General features: G+C 59.6%; 2 protein-coding genes. Both read left to right on the plus strand.

Translation table 11 applies throughout. From position 1 onward, the window contains the following. Window positions 1–602: 602 nt before the first annotated feature. Window positions 603–860 carry a hypothetical protein gene (locus WCJ41_RS21600; protein WP_336907899.1) on the plus strand — a complete coding sequence of 86 codons (258 nt, stop codon included), beginning with the start codon at window positions 603–605 and terminating at the stop codon, window positions 858–860. 1 nt (window position 861) lies between these two features. Further along, window positions 862–1329: a hypothetical protein gene (locus WCJ41_RS21605; RefSeq protein ID WP_336907900.1), complete on the plus strand. Its 468-nt coding sequence runs from the start codon at window positions 862–864 to the stop codon at window positions 1327–1329. The last annotated feature ends 935 nt before the right edge of the window (window positions 1330–2264 follow it).

The following is a 2264-nucleotide window of genomic DNA, read 5'->3' on the forward strand; positions in this document are numbered from 1 at the left end:
TAAATTACTCAAGCCGCCATCCAAGCTACCGCAGCCGGTACCTGGGCAGTTACCATTGCAGAAACTAATCACGTTCAGGCCACGCTCATTTCTGGGCGCAAACGCAAATCGCGGGTTTGTCGGGAATCCTGAGATGAAATGCCCAAGACGGTCAACCTTTGAGGGGAACAGGCTGCTTATGGCCCCCGTCAACTAACACCAATTGAGACACTCAGCAGAAGGCGCGTGCTTGCCAAACCCGCTACTATTATCCTGGGCAGCGGAGACTGATATCTTCGCCGGTAGTTGAGAGTGCGAGAAGACGACGCGATGCTGCGCTCATGCCCGACGCATGGTGGAGGGCGTGAATGCGGTGCTGGTAACTGACCGAATGTTACATTGTGGAGCACGGCGACAGGAGTTTTCACGATGCGCGAGAACATGCCCCCCAAGCTCCGGCCGAGATGGTAAGGGCGCTGGCAACCCGGCCAGACCGGGCAATTCCAGCGACAGACTGGCGCTCCTGGCCGTGGTGTGCAAGCTGCTGGAGACGGCATCGCCCTAGGCCGTGCTGCGGCAACGCTGGCGGCGAAGGGATCGGCACAGCACGCGTCACACCGGCAATGAACGAGGCGGACATCCTGTCGATGCTCACCGGAGCGACAGGGGTCGACGCCAAGAAGGTTGCGAGTGTTCTGGAACGTCTGCTGAGCGACGTGCGCAAACTCGGCGGTGTCGGGCGGTCGAACTCGCTGTGGCTCGACCCGGATGGTGTGATGGGACTTGAAACCAACAAGAGGATGCCGCTGCGGAGCGCCACCTCGGCCATCGTGATCGATGCCGACGGGACCTTTGCCTTCGCGCCGGGTGTTCGGCAGTGACATGAAGGAGATCGTGCTGCGTGGCGAACGGCTCGGCACCGTGGTGCAGAACTTCGAGGGCGAACAGTCGAAGCGCTACATGACGCGGCTCCTGTGTGAAAAGGTCTGCCAAGAGCACGCCCACAGCCACGGCGGCACGGTCTTGGACGCGTTGAAGGCAGCAGAGGTGCAGGGCAACCATCGCGCGTCGGATGAAGGCCAGCGGCTTCGCCGACGCCTTCTACGACCAGTTTCGCGACACGGTCCGCAGGCAAGTAATCCAAGGCATGCGGGTGCTGATCGCTGGGCCGCTGCAAGTGCGCAAGGCGGTGGCGACATACGCCAGTGTTCCACGGCGGTGACGGGGAGCGCAGCGCGCGGGCTCTCCCGATTCATTTTGCGCTATCAATCTACGATCATAACTGGTGCTATGACGGTTGAAACCGGGGCTGGCGGAAGGGGCGCGGCTGACCTACTGTCTGCCCGCTAAATGAAAGGGACGTGTATGAAAATATTTCTATCCGCGCTACTCGCTACCGCGATTATCGGTATATCAGCGCCATCATTCGCCGAGAGTGGGGAAGGCTACAGCGTCTCATCTCCGGTGCCAGCTTCCTTTACTTGGATGAATGTGGAAGTCGCCTTCAAAGCTCGCTTTGTAAAGCGCGTCGTTACGGACCTCGGCGCAGCAGGGCCGTCAACTGGTTCGGCAGACGATGACCGCATTGACGGCTATGGAGATCTGCGGGACATGAAGGGAAATGTGATCGGTCGTTTTGACGTTAGCTCCAGAGTGACCGAGACAAGGAGCGATAGCGAAACACGTTACGTCAACGCCGACTACGCTTTTGGGGACGGCACTGACTCATTCGTCATCTCAGGAGCCAGACGATACCTCCCAGACTTCGGGTTGGTAAAACAGGGTCTGACAAACGTTTTCCCCGTGGCTGGCGGCACAGGAGCATACGCTAGTGCTTCAGGCCAATGCAGTGTGCTGCGCACGGATCTGACGGAGTACAATGTAACCTGCGCTCTGCTGGTTCCCAAGCGGTAAAGTCTCCCCCGGATATGACGGCGTGCATGACCGGGGGCAACCACGACCAAACTCATTGGCATTGTCGAGCCGTCACCCACATCTTTCCCTTGGGCCGTAGCAGAAGGCGCGTTTCGTGGTGGGAGCGGAGGTCAGGGTGATCGACGGCGCAGATCACCGCAGGCGCGGAAGCGATGAGCGCCAATGTAAGAAGCAGCAAAGCCGACCTGCTGAAGCTTCGACAGTGCGGCGGGTTGACGCATCGGTCACGTGCGGTGGGTTCATGCTGCGACCCGTGCGTTAAAAGTCATCCTGATTACGCATGAACTTCAGCCAGCTTTAGCAGGCGATACGGCATTGGAGGGGTTCGTACCGCGGCCCACGAGAGGCGC

The organism is Aestuariivirga sp., from assembly GCF_037139295.1.
Lineage (GTDB): Bacteria > Pseudomonadota > Alphaproteobacteria > Rhizobiales > Aestuariivirgaceae > Aestuariivirga.